General features: G+C 35.7%; 22 protein-coding genes. All 22 read right to left on the bottom strand.

The genetic code is table 11. The features are described 5' to 3' along the window. Positions 1–8: 8 nt before the first annotated feature. The gene (locus AC4BB2_RS03135) at positions 9–188 is read right to left on the bottom strand and encodes a hypothetical protein (RefSeq protein WP_490473988.1); all 180 of its coding nucleotides are present in this window, start codon (positions 186–188) and stop codon (positions 9–11) included. Positions 189–1,272: 1,084 nt separating this feature from the next. Next, a complete protein-coding gene (locus AC4BB2_RS03130; protein ID WP_490473987.1) occupies positions 1,273–1,992 on the bottom strand; it encodes a YebC/PmpR family DNA-binding transcriptional regulator in 720 nt (239 codons plus the stop codon). Positions 1,993–2,085: 93 nt separating this feature from the next. Continuing rightward, complete coding sequence (locus AC4BB2_RS03125) at positions 2,086–3,255, bottom strand: nucleotidyltransferase (RefSeq protein WP_490473986.1); 1,170 nt, start codon at positions 3,253–3,255, stop codon at positions 2,086–2,088. A 125-nt stretch (positions 3,256–3,380) separates the two neighbouring features. Continuing rightward, a complete protein-coding gene (locus AC4BB2_RS03120; protein WP_490473985.1) occupies positions 3,381–4,118 on the bottom strand; it encodes a class I SAM-dependent DNA methyltransferase in 738 nt (245 codons plus the stop codon). 1 nt (position 4,119) lies between these two features. Then, positions 4,120–4,458, bottom strand: coding sequence for a ribosome silencing factor (gene rsfS / locus AC4BB2_RS03115; protein ID WP_490474661.1), 339 nt, complete (start codon positions 4,456–4,458; stop codon positions 4,120–4,122). A 7-nt stretch (positions 4,459–4,465) separates the two neighbouring features. Then, positions 4,466–5,077 carry a bis(5'-nucleosyl)-tetraphosphatase (symmetrical) YqeK gene (gene yqeK / locus AC4BB2_RS03110; RefSeq protein WP_490473984.1) on the bottom strand — a complete coding sequence of 204 codons (612 nt, stop codon included), beginning with the start codon at positions 5,075–5,077 and terminating at the stop codon, positions 4,466–4,468. Then, positions 5,061–5,705: a nicotinate-nucleotide adenylyltransferase gene (locus AC4BB2_RS03105; protein WP_490473983.1), complete on the bottom strand. Its 645-nt coding sequence runs from the start codon at positions 5,703–5,705 to the stop codon at positions 5,061–5,063. The genes yqeK and AC4BB2_RS03105 overlap by 17 nt, the downstream gene beginning before the upstream one ends. An 18-nt stretch (positions 5,706–5,723) precedes the next feature. Further along, the gene (gene yhbY / locus AC4BB2_RS03100; RefSeq protein ID WP_490473982.1) at positions 5,724–6,035 is read right to left on the bottom strand and encodes a ribosome assembly RNA-binding protein YhbY; all 312 of its coding nucleotides are present in this window, start codon (positions 6,033–6,035) and stop codon (positions 5,724–5,726) included. A gap of 32 nt (positions 6,036–6,067) precedes the next feature. Next, a complete protein-coding gene (gene yqeH / locus AC4BB2_RS03095) occupies positions 6,068–7,183 on the bottom strand; it encodes a ribosome biogenesis GTPase YqeH (protein WP_490473981.1) in 1,116 nt (371 codons plus the stop codon). Further along, the gene (locus AC4BB2_RS03090) at positions 7,180–7,707 is read right to left on the bottom strand and encodes a YqeG family HAD IIIA-type phosphatase (RefSeq protein ID WP_490473980.1); all 528 of its coding nucleotides are present in this window, start codon (positions 7,705–7,707) and stop codon (positions 7,180–7,182) included. The genes yqeH and AC4BB2_RS03090 overlap by 4 nt, the downstream gene beginning before the upstream one ends. Positions 7,708–8,081: 374 nt before the next feature. Further along, entirely contained in the window at positions 8,082–8,522 is a 441-nt protein-coding gene (locus AC4BB2_RS03085) for a hypothetical protein (RefSeq protein WP_490473979.1), read from the bottom strand. Between the two features lie 324 nt (positions 8,523–8,846). Continuing rightward, complete coding sequence (locus AC4BB2_RS03080; protein WP_490473978.1) at positions 8,847–9,632, bottom strand: acetyl-CoA carboxylase carboxyl transferase subunit alpha; 786 nt, start codon at positions 9,630–9,632, stop codon at positions 8,847–8,849. 2 nt (positions 9,633–9,634) lie between these two features. After that, positions 9,635–10,501, bottom strand: a complete 867-nt coding sequence (gene accD / locus AC4BB2_RS03075) for an acetyl-CoA carboxylase, carboxyltransferase subunit beta (RefSeq protein WP_490473977.1) — start codon at positions 10,499–10,501, stop codon at positions 9,635–9,637. A gap of 14 nt (positions 10,502–10,515) precedes the next feature. Continuing rightward, the gene (locus AC4BB2_RS03070; protein ID WP_490473976.1) at positions 10,516–11,886 is read right to left on the bottom strand and encodes an acetyl-CoA carboxylase biotin carboxylase subunit; all 1,371 of its coding nucleotides are present in this window, start codon (positions 11,884–11,886) and stop codon (positions 10,516–10,518) included. A gap of 7 nt (positions 11,887–11,893) precedes the next feature. Further along, a complete protein-coding gene (fabZ, locus tag AC4BB2_RS03065; protein WP_490473975.1) occupies positions 11,894–12,313 on the bottom strand; it encodes a 3-hydroxyacyl-ACP dehydratase FabZ in 420 nt (139 codons plus the stop codon). A 2-nt stretch (positions 12,314–12,315) separates the two neighbouring features. Continuing rightward, complete coding sequence (gene accB, locus AC4BB2_RS03060; protein WP_490473974.1) at positions 12,316–12,813, bottom strand: acetyl-CoA carboxylase biotin carboxyl carrier protein; 498 nt, start codon at positions 12,811–12,813, stop codon at positions 12,316–12,318. A gap of 1 nt (position 12,814) precedes the next feature. Continuing rightward, positions 12,815–14,050, bottom strand: coding sequence for a beta-ketoacyl-ACP synthase II (gene fabF / locus AC4BB2_RS03055; protein ID WP_490473973.1), 1,236 nt, complete (start codon positions 14,048–14,050; stop codon positions 12,815–12,817). A 27-nt stretch (positions 14,051–14,077) separates the two neighbouring features. Continuing rightward, entirely contained in the window at positions 14,078–14,815 is a 738-nt protein-coding gene (gene fabG / locus AC4BB2_RS03050; RefSeq protein WP_490473972.1) for a 3-oxoacyl-[acyl-carrier-protein] reductase, read from the bottom strand. A gap of 3 nt (positions 14,816–14,818) precedes the next feature. Then, the gene (gene fabD, locus AC4BB2_RS03045) at positions 14,819–15,748 is read right to left on the bottom strand and encodes an ACP S-malonyltransferase (RefSeq protein WP_490473971.1); all 930 of its coding nucleotides are present in this window, start codon (positions 15,746–15,748) and stop codon (positions 14,819–14,821) included. Positions 15,749–15,809: 61 nt separating this feature from the next. After that, positions 15,810–16,766, bottom strand: coding sequence for an enoyl-[acyl-carrier-protein] reductase FabK (gene fabK, locus AC4BB2_RS03040; protein WP_490473970.1), 957 nt, complete (start codon positions 16,764–16,766; stop codon positions 15,810–15,812). Between the two features lie 186 nt (positions 16,767–16,952). Next, positions 16,953–17,177, bottom strand: coding sequence for an acyl carrier protein (locus tag AC4BB2_RS03035; RefSeq protein ID WP_010760445.1), 225 nt, complete (start codon positions 17,175–17,177; stop codon positions 16,953–16,955). A gap of 50 nt (positions 17,178–17,227) precedes the next feature. After that, positions 17,228–18,187 (bottom strand): beta-ketoacyl-ACP synthase III, encoded by a 960-nt coding sequence (locus AC4BB2_RS03030; protein ID WP_490473969.1) that lies wholly within the window; start codon positions 18,185–18,187, stop codon positions 17,228–17,230. Positions 18,188–18,199 lie beyond the last annotated feature (12 nt).

The raw sequence follows: 18,199 nt of genomic DNA, 5'->3' as shown, positions 1-18,199 counted from the left end.
TGCTACTTTTAATTTGACGAATCTTCGACGATAATCGTAGCTGCATTAGATTTCGTCTCAATCGTAGTTTCTATTGTTGTTACTTCCTCTGACTTATTTTTTTTACTTTGGCATGCACCCAACACAACCACTAACATAAACAGAAGAATTGCCACTCCTACTTGTTTAAAAAAAAGTTGCTTATTCATTCACCCAAACACCTCCTACAAACTTATTGCTTAACAAAAAAGCAAGACAAATAAATGTACTTGGCAAATAAAATGCACATTCTCAAACTAACACTCATTATCTAATATATGTAATTACTTCTAGCTTTGAGCCACACAATGAATGTATTTTCGAAAATAGACCTATTCGCACGAATATCATTTTACACTATATCAACCGAATATATTTTTCACTTTTTTACACTTTTTATAAAAAAATTGAAAAAAAATAATATCATACAGATAAGAATAAAGTTCTAATAGTAAATCAATACAAGAATAACGCTCTACCGTTCTTTTTATTTACTCACTCTTCTTCATTTTAATAACAACAACCCTTTATATAAATAACTATCCAATGAAGCTGAACTTTTATACTGATAAATAGATACTTCCTACTATGATAACAATACAATGACCAAATGATCATCTAGACAAAAAAAAGTAAAATATATTATACATTATAGATAACAAACGAATAAAATTAATCTATAGAAACAGAAACATAAAATCGGAATCTTTTAAGTTATTCATCCCTTAACCACTTTCTTATTCGTAACTGTCCGATTGAAATTCTCAAAATTTTATATATAAACCGAAATATTTGAGAATTTACAAAAAAAATGCTATTATACATTTGTTCTTAGTTTTTTCATATTGTGTTTCCCTTCATATAGTGTGTGTATGAAGGGTTTTTTTATTCCCACACTTAATTAGTCTATATTAAATCTAAATAGCCATCCTATTCAATCACTCCTGATTCTCTTACAAATAACTGTTACTACCTTCTAAGTTATCGATACTTCTACTCCAAATATTCGCTTAGCATAATGTAATTATTTTATAATTATTAAAAAAATAACCTATAATAATTATATTACTTTTAGATATTTATATCAACCTCGAAGAACTTTTGAATCTATGGTTCTATTTTTCTCTCAAGTACAAATAATAAAATGTGTTATCAATAGGACTATAGGCGCAAATATGTGCTTAATTAATAACCGAATCGGAAGGTTTTATAGATAAAAAAAGAACCCTTAACATAAAGGGTTCTCAAACTTACTTATTCACCTAAATCAACGTTATGATACACTTTTTGAACATCATCAAGCTCTTCTAAAACATCGATCATTTTTTCAAATTTCTCTAAATCTTCGCCGTCTAACTCAACGTCATTTTGAGCAATCATTTCTAACTCGGCTACTGAAAATTCTTCAATGCCTTTTTCTTTCAGCGCTTCTTGAACTGCATGTAAGTCTTCGGGTTCTGTATAAACAATGATTTGTCCCTCTTCTTCAGTAACATCACGAACATCAATGTCTTTTTCCATTAAATATTCAAGAGTATCATCTGCATCATCGCCAGCAAAACCGATAACCCCTGTATGATCGAACATATAAGCTACCGCTCCACTAACTCCCATGTTCCCACCATTTTTACCAAAAGCAGCACGAACATCAGAAGCTGTACGGTTTACGTTATTAGTCAATGCATCAACAATTACCATTGATCCATTTGGTCCAAATCCTTCATAACGTAGTTCTGAATATTGTTCATCGCCAGAACCTTTTGCTTTTTCAATCGCTCGATCAATGATATGTTTTGGTACATTATATGTTTTTGCGCGCTCGATAACAAATCTTAATTTTTGATTTGCTTGAGGGTCAGGATCACCCGATTTCGCTGCTACGTAAATTTCAATTCCAAATTTTGCATAAACTCGGCTGTTATTTGCGTCTTTGGCAGCTTTTTTCTCTTTAATATTTGCCCACTTACGACCCATATTCTCACTTCGCTTTCATTCATTATTATTTTTGTTTATAGTGCCTTTCTCATTATACTTGGCAAATGCATTTTTGTTAAGTGTTTTTTGCTTTTAAGGTACTCGAATCGGAAATCGCCCAAAACTTTGTTCTAAAATATCTTTATTTCCTAACTGATAGATTTGATTGCTGCGAATATCTAAGGCTAATTGAGTATTTATGCTCTTCGATATTTTTGTGATCAGCGGGAGTTCAATCGACTTTTTCTTCTCTCGTAAAAACTGTTGTCCTTGTTCAGTAAAACCCAAAATTTGTAGATGACTGTGATTCCAAAATTTCTCTATTTCTTCTTGTTTCACATTATTTAAAATATAAGTTGCCAGTCGCTGCAGACGTGTCCAAGTATACCGTTTTGTTTTCGCTTGTTCCATAAATGTTAGGAAAGAGTCTGATATTTTGGCAGCTTCTTGTAGACGATATTCGATGCCTTCTTTCATTTGATAAATCTCCTGCAACTCAGTTATTGAACTACTGATTAATTTATATTTTAATAAGGGCCAATAGTCTTCCCATGATACTGTTGGTGAATTCATTAAATCTGCAGTCACTTGTTCAGGTAGCACCTGTTTAGTTTGATCCATTTTCCCTGAAAAAACAGCTTTCCTTATTGCAGTAGCACTAGCGAATTCTTTATGTATTTTTAGATCATGATAACCTGCTTGCTCTCTTTTTAAAGGATATATTGTCATTGGTTTATCATAGATAGCATTCTCTTTAGCGTAACTCAACCCTAGAATATGGTTTGGCGAAGAAAAATCTAAAGTAGTTTCTGGATATATTTGACGAAAAACTTCAGTCATTTGCTGTGGATAACTCATTCCATTGTTTTTGATTTTCTGATAAGCTTGATTAATTTCTGGCTGATTTTCCTTAACGTAAGAACCGAATTTTTCATAGGACATACCCCCTTGATTATCGGTGCCAAAACATAATGAATCACATTGCATTGCATGAAGCAACTTGATTCCGCCTTTAGCAAAATAATCAGCGGATTGAACCGCATAGGCAAATGGTAGTTCAATCACCAAATCTACCCCATGATTCAAAGCTTCCTTAGCACGTATCCATTTATCAATAATTGCTGGCTCTCCTCTTTGCAAAAAATTCCCGCTCATTACAGCAATTACAACATCTGCTCCACTCATTTCACGAGCCATTTTAGCGTGATATTGATGTCCATTATGGAAAGGATTATATTCGACAATAATGCCGCAGCTTTTCATATATATTCTCCTTGTCTGAAACATTTCTATTATCATCTATCATACCATTTTTATTTTATTATCAAAACAAAATAAAAATGAGTGGCATAAACTCTAAATAGTTTCGCTCCACTCACTTTTTTTTACTATTTTTTACAAACGAAAAACCAGCGATTACTTTTTTCAGTAGGGGCTTCATCCGTAAAATCTGCATAAACTTTTACATCCATAAAACCAGCACTTTCAAGCATCATTAAATAGTTTTCCATTGTATAAGTTCGTTCTTGATGTAATTCATCTTGACGAATAAATACTTCATCACTTTCCTGTTCCTTCACAAAAAAAGTCAAAAAATGCTCAATACTATGCTCTTTTTCACCAGGATAGCTATCCCACAAAAAAGCAAATTCTTCTGTTTGATAATGATAACTATACTCTGGAAATACTTTGTCTATTTGATAGATTGAATGAACATCAAAGATAAAAACACCGTCATCTTCTAGTGCTTGATAAACATCATCAAATACTTGCTGCACTTCCTGACGATTTGCCATATAACAAAGTGAATCAGAAAAACAAGTAATCGCATGATATTGTCCCATTTCAGACAAATCCATCATATTTCCTTGGACAAATTGAACATGAACATCCTCTTCAGCCGCTCGCTTGCTAGCCATCATCAGCATTTCTTCTGATAAATCTAAAGCTGTAACAGTAAATCCCGCTTTTGCAAAATTTACAGCTAAAGCGCCAGTACCACAAGCCATTTCTAAAACATCTTTTTTCCCTTCTGGTAAATGACGTTTTGAAAATTTTAGCCATTGATCATACAAACTATCATCCATTACTTCATCATAAACAAAAGCAAATGTTTCGTAAGCCATATTACTCGACCCAGGCATGTAAATCGACCATTGGAGCATCTGACCAAAGTTTTTCTAAGTTGTAGAATGAACGCTCAGATGACTGGAATACGTGGACAATGATATCACCTAAATCGATCAATACCCATTTGCCTGCGTCTTTTCCTTCAATGCGTTTCACTTCTACGTTTGCTTCTTCTTCTTTTTCAATAATTTCTTCCACGATGGCATTGATTTGACGTTCACTAGTTGCTTGGCAAATCATAAAGTAATCTGCTAAAAGTGATATTTCATGCACATCTAAAGCGACAATTTCTTCTGCTCGTTTGGAATCCGCTGCTTTTACAGCAATTTCTAAAATCTGTTGACTATCTATGATCGTTTCCTCTTTTCTTAATTACCCAATAATTATATGTCTCAATTGTTTTGGGATAAATTTTTTGTTCTTGCTCAATCAAATGTTGCAGTGTATGTTTTGTTTCGTATGCAACTGCTTCATCTAAATCAACTAATGCAAGTTCTCGTGCTTCTTTGACTCCTGGAAAATTTCTACCTGGTTCGATATAATCAGCAACATAAATAATTTTATCAAGCAAACTCATTTTTGCAGCACCAGTGGTATGCAGACGAATCGCTTCTAAAATTTCTTCATCTTCTATGCCAAGTTCTCTTTGAACCATACTGGCACCAACAAGACCATGCCAAATTGCATTACCATAATTCAGTAAGTCCGGATCATAGCCATCTCGCTTGATGATGAACTCAAATTCTTCATCAGGCCGCTCTTTAGCATAATCATGGGTCAATGCCGCAATGCTTGCTTTTTCTTCTGATGCACCATATCTCGCAGCAAGTGCTATCGCCGTTTCTTCTACACCTAGCACATGGACAAATCGTCGTTCACTCATATGCATCTGGACTTCCTGCATCAATTCTTCTCGTTTAAACGATGTATATTTTCCGCTAAAGTCCATCCACATACAGCCCCTTTTCTTCTATATAGTGTATCACACTATCAGGCAGTAAATAGCGAGTAGAACAACCATTTTTTGTTTTTTCCCGAATTAACGTTGAACTAATGTCCATTTGCGGAACATCTACCCAAATAATTGGATAAGGTGTAACCGTTCCGTAATTTGGACGACGAATACCAACAAAATTGGTTAAAGTAAGTAACTCATCGACTTTGTACCACTTTGGTAAGTATTCTACCATGTCTCCGCCGATGATAAAATAATAATCTGTATCTGGATTATTTTGAGTTAGTGCTTTCATCGTATCGTACGTATAACTTTTACCTTTACGGAATAATTCAATTGGTTCCACAGCTAAATTCCGATTACCTGCAATTGCTAATTCAAGCATTGCTAAACGATCTTTACTATTGATGGTTTTTTTTTCATCTACATGAGGCGGCAAATAAGTAGGCATCAAATAGACTTTGTCCAAGCCAAGTTGCTGCTGTACCTGGTCGGCAATCACTAAATGAGCCAAATGAACCGGATTAAAATTCCCGCCTAAAATTCCTACCTGTTTACGCTTTTGAAAAAGCTCTGCTTCTTCTACAATTACTTCTGCTTTTAGTGCTGCATTCGTATTTGTCCCCATTTTCCTTACCTCCAAGTTTTAAATTGCTTTAACTTCTTTAGAGATTTTTTGATACTTTTCGTTAGATGATGGTTTGAATAAAACTAATACACGACCGATAATTTGAACAATATCACAATGGATATCTGTTTTCAACGCACTAGCTACGTCTTCAGCAATTTCATCGGTATTTTGTAGTAAAGTAACTTTGATTAATTCACGTTTTTCCAATGCTTCATTGATCTGTACGATCATGGCAGAGTTTAAGCCGCCTTTACCAATTTGAAAAATCGGTTGTAAATGGTGAGCTTGACTACGTAAAAAACGCTTTTGTTTTCCTCTTAAATCCACTAATTTTTCCTTCTCTCTATTCTCACTTGTAATTAAATCAAGGCTTTCCTTCTTAATACATCCACGCCTTTAGGTGCCCAACCAGCAACTACACAAGGCTCAGTTATAGTGATCCATCCAAGTCCTGCAAACACAATGTCCGTTTTTTCTTTGATTGAAAATTCAAACCGAACTAATTCTGGAAACTCTGCTACTTCATCTGGACGAGGCGGTTGTAATAAACCACCAACATGTTTTTCATAAAATGCATCTGCTGTCGCTAATTTGGTCCGATGAATAGATAAATCATTTGAAACATAGGCAATAAACGAACTACGTTCTCCTTGAATAAAATCAAAACGAGCTAAACCACCTAAAAACAGCGTTTGTTCTGGATTCAACTGATAAACTTTTGGTTTAATTTCCTTTTGCGGTGCAATAATCTTCAAGTCTTTTTTACCAAGATAATGGGCCATCTGGTGACGATGAATAATACCAGGCGTATCAATCAAGAAATGACCGTCATCTAATGGAATTTCTATTTTATCAAGTGTCGTTCCTGGAAACTGAGAGGTTGTAATAACATCTTGAACACCAGCTGTCTGTTTAATGATTTGATTGATTAATGTTGATTTACCAACATTTGTCACTCCAACAACATAAACATCCTTACCTTCACGATATTTTTCAATTGTCTCAAGTAAGTTTTCCATTTCCTGAGGCTTCTTAGCACTTGTCAGCAAAACATCAACTGGGCGCAAACCTTCTTCATGAGCACGCTCTCTCATCCACTGAATCATTTTTGGTTTCTTTAATGATTTCGGCAGAATATCGACTTTATTTCCCACCATTAAAACAGGATTATCCCCAATAAAACGATGTAGACCAGGAATCAGTGACCCATTAAAATCAAAAATATCAATAACATTTACGATTAAAGCATCCTCACGACCTAGTTCATTCAATAAACGTAAAAAATCATCATCTGTTAAATGGACGTCTTGAATATCATTGTAATGTCTTAAACGAAAACAGCGTTGGCAATAAACTTCTCCTGTCTCCATACCTCTTTCAAAAGCAGCTTTTGGTGTATAGCCTAGCTCATTGGGTTGCTCCGTTTGAATAACCGCGCCACAGCCTATACAATGAATTACTTCATTCTCACTCATTCTAGTCCGCCTTTCCATATCATATCTGGATGCTTCTTCGCTAAATGTTTCATAATTTTCCGTTCAAAAAAACGATTAATTCTTGTGTTCCATCCATCTGTATCGATAATTGGACGAACTAAAATATTTCTGATTCCAGCAGCATTCGCTCCACGAATGTCGGTCATGATCTGATCTCCCACCATTACCAATTCTTCTGGTTTCATATTTAGTTTCTTTTCAGCTTCTCTAAAGCCTCTAGTTGATGGTTTTAAAGCTCTAGACACATACTCTAAATCAAATTTTTCTACTGCACGTTTAATACGGCTAGATTTATTATTTGAAACGACTATAACTGGGATTCCGGCGTTTTTCATCTCCAAAATCCATGTCAATAATTCCTCGGTCCCATCTGGATTATCCCAAGCAATCAAGGTATTGTCCAAATCGGTCAACACAGCTTTGATTCCTAATTTTTTTAATTGGGTAGGTGTAATTTTATAAATTGCATCCACCATCCAAGTTGGTTTAAATTTTAAAAACATGTTTTCTCCTTACTAACAAAATAGGAGCACTAAAAAGTCCTCCAATGTATTATTTGCTTCTTGATTATACGCTATTTTTGATAAAATTTCATCTATTTATTTGTTTAGCACTTATAATCAGGACTAAAGACTTTTTCCGCTGAATTAAGAACTTAAAAAAAGACAAAAATAGAGAAGAAAATCATCTATTGATAACCTTCTCCTCTATTTTCTTATTTAAAATTATAGTAATATTGATCGTAAATTTGGAGACTTAAAGGTTTAACAATAGTCAGATAGTTTTAATCAATCCTGCTAAAAAACTATACAGCCCAACTTTCTTACGACAGTCATCTTTAAGTATAAAAATCAATTAAATTTACGATTTTCTTTAACTATTTAATATCACTTCCATTAACAAAGAAATAATCCACTGCAACATTAGGATTTGATTTTTCTACATAAAACATGATAAAAGCACTTTCATCTAATGTTTTTGATACATTAATCAAGAAAAGTTCAGGGGCAATCTTATTTAGTGTTACTGGCTGTACGTTGTGAACTCCCGTACCATTTAAATCTACTTCACCAATCCTCAATTCATACTTTCCATTTGGATTGATGGAAGTCAAAATTATTAAATCACCTTTATAGTTTTTCAATGCATGAGTCTGCTGAATGTCTTCTTTCTTAAATCCAGAAATATCAGACTCAGGAAAAACTACTTCACTTTTCGTTGATTGTTTTACAGTTGTCGCTTCCGCAGATGTCGATTCGCTAACAGCACCAAACAATAATACTCCCATTAAACTTCCTAAAATAGCCATTTTTTTCATATCTTACTTCCTCCAATTAATTTATTAAAGTTTGGATAATCGCACCAAACTCACTACCTATAGTAACAAATATACTCTAAAAAAAAAGAGCTATGAACTCTTTGTAACAGTAGTTTAAACGTTCAGAAATGTATGAAATTTATAACTTTTCTCACTTTAGTTTTGTTGTATTTTTGGACATATCTTTTTTATTATCTTTATAAATATATAAAGATTTCCATAGTTCTACTTAATTCTTTATTTTATTTAGGAAAAAAAATAGGAACGAAGCAAAGCTCTGCCTGTTCTCTATTTCCATTTATTCTATATTTATTTTAACTAGCTTTAAAATTTTCGGAATCTCTGATAACGTTCGTCTAATAACTTTTCAGTGTCCAACTTTGAGAGTTCAGACAACTGACTGACAAGTGCTTTTTGAATCATTCGATTGATTTTAGGTTGTTCTAAAACTTCGCCATTCATTTCTTCTGGAATTACCCGATCAATAATCGTCAGCTCTTTTAATTCTGTTGCAGTTATTTTCATTAATTCAGCGGCTTCTTTTGCACGACTACCATCTTTCCACAATATCGAGGCAAATCCTTCTGGTGAGAGCACAGCATAAATAGTATGCTCCAACATCCAAACTTCATCTGCTACTGCAAGTGCTAATGCACCACCGCTTCCGCCTTCACCAATAATAATTGCAATAATCGGTACACGTAAGTCAGACATTTCCAGCAGATTTCTAGCAATTGCTTCTCCCTCACCGCGTTCTTCCGCTTCAATCCCGCAATAAGCACCTGCTGTATTGATAAATGTAATAACTGGACGACCAAATTTTTCCGCCTGCTTCATCAAACGTAAGGCTTTACGATACCCTTCAGGATGAGGAGCTCCAAAATTACGTTCAATATTTTCAGGCAAGTTACGCCCTTTTTGAATACCTACAACAGTCACAGGTTTATCTTCTAACGTTGCAATACCGCCAACAATCGCTAAATCATCCCCAAAATAACGATCCCCATGAAACTCCATAAAATTATCAAATATAGCATCTATATATTCCAAAGTAGTATATCGATCCTGTGCCCTAGCGAGAGTGACAATATCATTGGCTGTTTTTTCCATATCTATTCCCACCCTTTCATAGTATGAATCTTTACTAATTTACTAAGTGTTTCCCGTAACTGATTTCTAGGAACAATTTTATCCACAAAACCATGATCCAGTAAAAACTCAGCTTTTTGGAAATCATCTGGTAATTCTTGGCGAATCGTTTGTTCAATCACTCGACGTCCAGCAAAACCAATCAAACTTTGCGGTTCTGCTAAAATAACATCACCATCCATTGCAAAACTTGCAGTAACACCACCAGTTGTTGGATCAGTTAATACTGTTACATAAAGCAAACCAGCTTTACTATGACGTTTAAGCGCACCAGAGATTTTAGCCATCTGCATTAGAGAAAAAATCCCTTCCTGCATTCTAGCTCCTCCTGATGCAGTAAAAATAATCACAGGCAAGTGCTGTTCTGTTGCTCGCTCAAATAAACGAGTGATTTTCTCACCAACAACCGTTCCCATACTCCCCATAATAAAGTTAGCATCCATCACACCAATACCGATATCTTGACCATTAATTTTAGCTTTTCCAGTCAACACGGCTTCATGCAATTCTGTTTTTTCTTGCATTTTAGCGATTTTATCCAGATAATCTGGAAAATCTAATGGATCTTTCGTAACTATATCTGTATCCCATTCTTCAAAACTCTTCTCGTCCACCGTCAGTGCGAGGCGTTCCCAAGCACCAACTCTAAAACTATAACCACAATACGGACAAACTTTTTCTGCCCCCATATCTTTTGTATAAAGTGTACGTTTGCAACAAGGACATTTTGCCCACATGTTATCAGGAACAGCAGGTTTTTTTACAGAAGATTGGTCGCCTGAGCGATTCGGATTAATTCGAATGTAGTTTTTCTTTTTAAATAAAGCCATACTCCTGCTCCTTTTTAATTATCGCTATCTGGTTCCCAATTTGGTAAAAACGTTTCTTGTAGAAAACTTGTATCATAATCGCCAGCTAGGACATTTTCATGCGTAATCAAATCCAACTGAAATTCTGCATTCGTGACAATTCCATCAGTCACGATTTCATTTAACGCCCGCTGCATCTTCATTAATGCGTCCATACGGTCATTTCCATGAACAATTACTTTGGCTATCATAGAATCATAGTAAGGTGGGATCGTATAGCCTGAATACATTCCGCTATCCACTCTTAGTCCCATACCTCCACTTGGAAGCAGTAGGTTATTGATTTTACCTGGCGAAGGGGCAAAATTAAATGCAGGATTCTCTGCATTGATCCGACATTCGATTGAATGTCCTGTAATCGTGATATCCTCCTGCGTATAAGCAAGCTCTTCTCCTGAAGCAATCTTTAACTGTGCTTTTACAAGATCAATCCCTGTCACCATTTCTGTAACAGGATGTTCTACTTGAATTCGAGTATTCATTTCCATGAAATAAAATTCGCCTGATTGATCCATTAAAAATTCGATCGTTCCAGCATTTTCATAATTAACAGCTTTAGCTGCACGTACTGCTGTCTCCCCTAATAACTGACGTTTCTCTGGGGTAATAGCAATTGATGGAGATTCTTCAAGAACTTTTTGATTATTTCTTTGCAGTGAACAATCTCGCTCACCTAAGTGAATTACATGACCATACTGATCACCTAAAATCTGTACTTCAATATGACGTGCTGGGTAGATAATTTTTTCTAAATACATATCATCATTACCAAATGCTGCTTTTGCCTCTTGTTGAGCTGAGGTAAAATGTTGAGGCAATTCATCTTTGCTCAATACTTTACGGATTCCTTTACCGCCACCGCCAGCTGCTGCTTTTAACATAACTGGATAACCGATTGTATCAGCGATTGCCAATGCTTCTTCAACCGTTCCAATGACACCAGTACTTCCTGGAATAACCGGCACATTCGCTGTTTGCATCAACTCACGAGCATTAATTTTATTTCCCATAGCATCAATCGTTGCAGCTTTTGGGCCAATGAATGTGATATTACACTCTTCACACATTGCAGCAAATTGGCTATTTTCTGATAAAAATCCAAAACCAGGATGGATCGCTTCAGCATTGGTTACGATTGCTGCACTTAGTACACTCTGTACATTTAAATATGAATCTGCAGCTTTCGCCGGCCCAATACAAATAGCCTCATCTGCAAGCTGTGTGTGTAATGCTTCTTTATCTGCTTCGGAATATACCGCAACGGTCTGCACACCTAATTCACGACATGCTCGAATAATCCGAACTGCGATTTCTCCTCTATTTGCAATTAAAACTTTTGAAAACATAGCTCACCTATCCAATCATAAAGGTCAATTCTGCTTCCGCTACTTTTTTCCCATTCACAGTTGCAGTTCCTCTGCCGATACCGGCTATTGATTTTACTTTCATAATTTCTACTTCTAACATCAAAGTATCACCTGGAACAACTTTTTGTCTAAATTTAGCTTTATCAATTCCACCAAAATAAGCTGTTTTACCTTTAAAATCAGGCATAGATAATAATGCTACCGCTCCTGCTTGAGCCAAAGCTTCAAGGATTAAAACACCAGGCATGACAGGTTCTCCTGGAAAGTGTCCTTGAAAAAAAGGTTCATTAATCGTAACGTTTTTCTTTGCGATAACTTTTTCTCCAACAACGATCTCTTCTACTGTATCTAGCAATAAAAAAGGATAACGATGAGGAATAATTTCTTTAATTTCTTGAATATTCATCTTTACACTCCTTTTGATACACGGAATAGCGGTTGATTATATTCAACAACATCTTCATTTTGTATCAATATTTCAGTGATGACACCGTCGACAGTTGAAGTAATTTCATTCATCAGTTTCATCGCTTCAACAATACAAACAACATCTCCTTTTTTCACTGAGTCGCCAACTTGTTTAAAGTCTTCTTTATCAGGTGCTGGTTTTAAATAAACAACACCGACGATTGGAGAAATAATCTCTTCTGTATTTTCTGGTTTTGTTTCAACTTTTGCAGTATCATTTACCGTGTTTTTATCAGTAGCAGTTTGAACCGTTTCTTTTGGTGATTCTTGGACGGTTACAATCTTATCCGCTGTTTGTTTTGATTCATTGGCTATTGTTTTTTGTGTTACTTTATTTTTGTTCATATAAAGACCAAACGAACCTTCTTTAAGGTCAAATTCTGTTAGTGTTGATTGATCGAATTGTGTTAATAAATCCTTCACTTCATTGATATTCATCTTAATCCTCCCAGCGTTTTAAACAAAGTACTGCGTTATGACCACCAAAGCCGAAAGAATTTGTTAACGCATAATCAAATTCATGTTTTTGACTTTTATTTGTGACAATATCTATTTCAATTGCTTCATCAAGCTGTTCAATATTGATAGTTGGTGGAATAAATTGGTGTTGTAAAGCATTTAATGTAGCAATTGCTTCGATTCCACCAGTTGCTCCTAGTGCGTGTCCAGTCATACTTTTCGTACTACTTACACGAACATCTTTAGCAGCTTCTCCTAAAGCCGTTTGAATGGCTTTAGTCTCTGCAACATCATTGGATGGTGTGCTTGTCCCATGTGCATTAATATATCCTACTTTAGATGGATCAATTTCGGCTTCTTCAATGGCTAGTTTCATGGCTTTAGCGGCTCCACTTCCATCAGGTCTCGGTGATGTCATATGATAAGCATCACAATTAGAACCATAACCAACGATTTCTCCTAAAATCTTAGCACCTCTTTTTTGAGCATGCTCTAAAGATTCCAAAACTAGAATACCAGCTCCTTCTCCCATGACAAATCCGCTACGGTCTTTGTCAAAAGGAATTGATCCTCTGTTTGGATTTTTAGCTGATGTAACGGCTGTCAAAGAAGCAAAGCCTGCTATACCTATTTCAGTAACCGAAGCCTCTGTTCCCCCAGCTAGTAACACATCTGAATAACCATGCTTAATATTTCTAAATGCTTCGCCGATTGAATTATTCGCTGTAGCACAGGCTGTTACTGTCGCAGAACAAATCCCTCTTGCGCCCACACGTAAAGCAATATTTCCAGCTGCCATATTACCAATTGCCATAGGTATAAATAAAGGAGCCACTCTTTGAGGTCCTTTTTCATGCATCCGAATTACTTGATCTTGAATTGTTTCGAGTCCACCAATACCAGAACCAACCATAACACCAAACCGATCAACGTCGATTTGTTCTATATCTAAGTGACTCATCTCCATGGCTTCTAGTGCTGCATAAATGCCAAAAAGAGAAAATAAATCCATTCGTTTGGCATCTTTTTTTACAAAGTACTTATCAAAAGGAAAATCCTTTACTTCCGCAGCAAGTGTGATACCTGTCTCACTTGCATCAAACTTAGTAATTGATTCAATCCCATTTTTTCCTGTTTGTAAACTTTCTAAAAATGTTTCTGCATCATTCCCAATTGGAGATGCTACACCATAACCAGTAATAACTACGCGATTCATTCCTGTTGCTCCTTTCAAGCTTGTTGATTAGCCTTGCATTACTAAACCGCCATCTACATTTAAGACTTGTCCTGTAATATATGGACTTTTTGCCAAAAAGATAGCTGCGTCGGCAACGTCATCCACTTGACCAAATCTTTGTAATGGAATTTGTTGGCTCATTTGTTCTTTCACTTTATCTGATAAAACATCTGTCATTTCAGTTTCAATAAATCCTGGTGCAATGGCGTTACATGTGATTCCTCGTGCAGCAACTTCTCTTGCCACAGATTTTGTTAAACCAATGACTCCAGCTTTACTTGCAGCATAATTGGCTTGACCGATATTCCCCATCAAACCAACAACACTAGACATATTGATAATGCTTCCACTACGTTGTTTCATCATTCGTTTGATTGCATGTTGTGTCATATTGAATGTTCCAGTTAAATTGATTTGAATACAGCGAGTAAAATCTTCTTCTGTCATTCTCAATAACAACTTATCATTGGTAATTCCAGCATTGTTCACTAAGACATCAATTGAGCCTAAACCTTCAACGACTGACTTAATCATATCTTCAGCAGAATCAAAACTGGAAATATCTCCAGATACACCAATACATTTTACACCGAAAGATTCTATTTCCGCGATTTGTTCAGCAGTAATTTCACTACGTCCGTTTAGAGCAATATTAGCTCCTGCTTTAGCAAAAGCTAATGCAACAGCTTTCCCTATTCCTCGTGTGCTTCCCGTGACAAATACGTTTTTTCCTTTTAAATCCATTCTTTACCTCCCATTTAACAATGCTTCAGTTTCGGATAATGTTTTTTCATCTTCCACACGAGCTGTTTTGATTTCTTTATCGATCTTCTTAATAAAACCAGTCAATGTTTTACCTGGGCCAACTTCTATAATTACATCAACATCCATTTTTTTGATTGTTTCAATACTATCAGCAAAACGAACCGCAGACATCACTTGTTTTTCTAAAAGCTCCTTGATTTCTGCTTGTTCCATTACTTGTGCTGTCGTGTTACTAATTACAGGAATCGTCATTTCTGTAAAATTTATTTTCTCTAGTTCAGCTGATAATTTTTCAGAAGCAGGCTTTAACAATTCCGTATGGAAAGGACCACTGACATTTAATGGAATCATTCGCTTCACACCAGCCTCTGTTAATAGCTCTACCGCTTTATCAACTGCAGGTGTTTCTCCGCCAATCACAATTTGCTGTGGTGTGTTATAGTTTGCAGGTGAAACAATTCCAAGTACACTCGCTTCTTTACAACAATTCTCAATTAAGGAACGTTCAGCATTCATCACTGCAACCATTTTTCCTGTTCCTGTTGGTGCAGCTTCAGCCATGAATTTACCTCTTTTAGTAACTAACTGAATAGCTTTTTCGAATGAAATCGCGCCACTAGCGACAAGTGCACTGTATTCTCCTAAACTAAGCCCAGCTACTACATCTGGGTGATAACCTTTTTGTTGTAAAAGGCGATAAAATGCAATGCTAACTGTTAAAATAGCCGGTTGTGTGTACATCGTTTCATTTAATCGGTCGTTTTCAGTAAAACAAAGCTCAGCCACATCATAGCCTAAAACATCACTGGCTTCTTGAAAAGTCTCTCGAACAATTTCCTCTTGATCAAATAATTCTTTGCCCATACCAAAGTACTGAGCACCTTGTCCACTAAATACAAAAGCTGTCTTCATTTCTTTACTCCTTACTTTAAAAGCTGAATATATTTATAAGCCTATAAGTATAAAATTTCCCCTATACCCACTGACTACATCTGGCTGCCATAATTTCTTTTGTTTCAATAATATAAGATTCAATAATTTCTTTTGCTGTTTCTTCTTTTTTTATAAGTCCCGCTATTTGGCCTGCCATAATAGATCCATGATTTACATCACCTTCAACTACAGCTTTGCGCAATGCACCTTGTCCTAATTTATCAAATTTTTCAAGATCAGGTACATCATTTCTCATTTCGACTTGTTCTAACCTATCGTATTCTTTGGTCAATTTATTTTTGATTGCTCGTACAGGATGCCCAAAATGCTGACATGTAACAGTCGTATCAATATCTCTTGCTTGAATAATTCTAGCTTTGTAGTTTTGATGTACTGTACATTCTTTTGCAACTAAAAATCGTGTACCAACTTGAATAGCATCTGCTCCTAACATCAATGCAGCAGCCATTCCTCTACCATCACCAATACCACCTGCAGCAATCACCGGAATTGAAAGTGCATCTACCGCTTGTGGTACAATACTCATGGTCGTTAGCTTACCGATATGTCCTCCAGCTTCCATTCCTTCAACAATTACAGCATCTGCCCCTATTTTTTCCATACGGGTGCCTAATGCAATAGAAGGTATCACTGGAATCACTTTAATATTATGTTCTTTAAATCTAGCCATATGTTTACTTGGATTCCCTGCTCCAGTTGTGACAATTGGAACATTTTCTTCGCAAACTAAATCAACGATATCTTGTGCAAATGGCGACAATAGCATAATATTGACCCCAAATGGCTTATCTGTGATTTCTTTGATTTTTTTTATTTCAGCCTGAACAACTTCTCGTGGCGCATTGCCGCCAGCAATAATTCCAAGACCACCAGCTTCTGAGACTGCTCCAGCTAAAGAAGCATCTGCAATCCAAGCCATTCCGCCTTGAAAAATAGGGTACTCAATTCCCAATAATGTGCATATTTTTGATTGCATAAATGACATCCTTCAAATAAATAGAATAATTAATTAAAAAAGAGCTGGAACAAAACTCTATAAGTTTAGTACCAGCCTTTCTAATTCCAATGAAAGGTGTGAAAAAGCCAGACCCTTCAGCAATCGTTGAGAATCGCATAGAGCCTTGCTCATCCAACTTTATATTTTACCTAATCGTTTTAATTATTACGCTTTTTGTTTTTCAACATATGTCACTAAGTCTTGGACTGTAGTGATACCATCTTCAGATTCGATTTTAATATCAAAAGCATCTTCGATTTCATTGATGATTTGGAATAAATCTAAGCTATCTGCATCTAACTCTTCTTGAATGTTTGTTGTTAATTTTACTTCCTCAGGTTCTTTACCTAATTCTTCTACAATAATTGCTTGAATTTTTTCGAATACCATGTGTATATTCCTCCAATAATTTTCTTTTTTAATTTATATAGTTACAGTTCTTACAGCGTTAAGAGTATTGACCCCCACGTTAAACCGCCGCCATAGCCTGTTAACACAATTTTTTGTTTGGAGCCTAATTGAAGTACTCCATTTTCTACTGACTCATCCAATAATAACGGGATACTTGCAGCCGATGTGTTGCCGTTATGTTCCATATTTGTTAAAAATTTTTCTCTTGGAACTTTGAGCTTTTTCGCTATTTTTTCAATAATCCGCTTATTTGCTTGATGCAATAATAAATAATCCACATCATCTTCTACAATTTCTCGAATATTATTTGTCACATCATTCAATGAAAAATCATAAATATCTCTGCCAACCATTTGTAGATAAACAGAACTTTCTGATGTTCCAGTATAAAAAGGATTTTTATTTTCTAAATAACCAGAAGTTAGTGATCTAGCTCTTTGACCATCCGCCTGCAATTTTTCTTTTATAAAATGTTCTTCATCGCTGGCTTCCAGTAAGACCCCGGCAGCTCCATCACCAAATAATACGGCTGTACTGCGGTCACTCCAATCAAGAACTTTGGAAAGTGTCTCACCACCAATGACCATACCAAATTTTTTTCCAGTACGAATCATTTTCTCACCCATACTCAATGCATAAACAAAACCAGTACAAGCTGCACTAATATCAAAAGCAAAAGCATTAGTAGCTGAAATACTGCCTTGTACAAGACAGGCAACTGAAGGTGTTCCATAATCTGGTGTCATCGTTGCTACAAGGATAAAATCTAGATCTTCTGCGTTTATACCTGATTTTTCCAACAACTTTTCAGCAACTTTGATGCATAAATCCGAAGTATTTTCATTGGTGACAATATTTCTCGATCTGATACCTGTTCGACTAGAAATCCATTCATCTGAAGTATCCATCATTGTTGATAGTTGCTGGTTCGATACTGCATTTTCAGGGACATATCTGCTCGTACAAGTTATCTTTGCATATTGGTTCATCTTGGTCCTCAC

It is taken from the genome of Enterococcus sp. AAFC-DPL-5146 (assembly GCF_058216635.1).
This window is presented reverse-complemented; position numbering and strand designations above follow the sequence as displayed.